Below are 1271 nucleotides of genomic sequence, written 5' to 3'. Positions count from 1 at the left end.
GTAAATGATGGTACTAGTCCGCAGACGCTTTTTATCTTAGTAAGTAGTAGTGATGCAGGAATGTGTGGTGCAGAGACTACAGTAGACCTACAGGTGAATCCGCTACCAGTTATTGGAGAACCTTTACCAGAGGCTATTGCGTGTGATGAAGACAATGATGGTTTTGGAGCCTTTGATTTGCAACAGTATAATGATGACTTATTAGCAACGCTCACAGATATCACCCTACGTTTTTATGAAACCCTAGATAATGCCACGGCAGACACGGGTGCAGGGCAGATAGATATTACCGTTCCTTATAACAACATCACAGGGATGACCTCACTGTATGTGGTAGCACAAGACACCAACCCAGCTACGGCAACGGCTTGTACTAAGATTTATGAGTTTGAGCTTGTGGTATATCCTATCCCTGAGATTCCTTCAGCCCTTGAAACACTTACCGAGTGTGATGATGATAATAACCTGATGGAAATTATCGACCTTACTCAAAATGAGGTTGCCATCATAGGGTCACAAAATGCAACCACGCTTGTCATCACATATCACAACACCCTAGCAGATGCAGAAACGGGTAACAACCCAATTATAGATCCAGCTAACTATAACGCAACACAGATGACACCACTTGAGGTAATCTGGGTACGTTTACAAGTAAATGATGGTAGTCCAAATATATGTGCTGCAGTGAGCTCTTTTGAAATCTCTGTAGAAAGCCCACCTACGGCAAACCCAGCCAATGATGATCTAGACCTAATGGTTTGTGATGATGATGCAGATACCTTTAATGTGTTTGACCTTACCGTTAATGAGGCAAGTCTTACCGGTGGGGATCCATTACTATCTGTGACCTATTATGCGAGTCTTGCAGACCAGATGAGTGATACGCCTATTGCAGACCCTACGGCTTATACAAACATTCAGAACCCACAGACGATACAGGCAGTAGTTGCTAGCGCAGCAGGATGTACCGACCAGACTACTTTTGACATTGAGGTGTTACCATTACCTACGCCTAACACAATGCCAGATGCCGTAGAGGTATGTGATGCCACGACAGATATTGATACTGACGGTGATGGAGTGATTGACGCTGGTTCTGGTTCGGATACCGATGGTTTTGAGAGATTTGATCTTACGGGTGTGATTGCTCAGATAGGTGGAGGGGAGCCTGTAGATATCTTAGTGTATACAGATCTCGCTTTCGCGGAAGCGAACCCAGACGACCCAACGCTTGCAGTGGCAGATGTCACTAATTTTATCAATACCAC

Annotated in this window: 1 pseudogene; it reads left to right on the top strand. The window is 44.5% G+C overall.

What is annotated here, in order from left to right:
* Nucleotides 1-1271: pseudogene (locus Q0948_RS14845) on the top strand (iron-regulated protein FrpC); the annotation flags it as partial.

The sequence above is a fragment of the uncultured Dokdonia sp. genome, from assembly GCF_947496725.1.
GTDB lineage: Bacteria > Bacteroidota > Bacteroidia > Flavobacteriales > Flavobacteriaceae > Dokdonia.
Note: the sequence above shows the minus strand (reverse complement) of the source record. Positions and strands in the feature narration are given on the sequence as shown.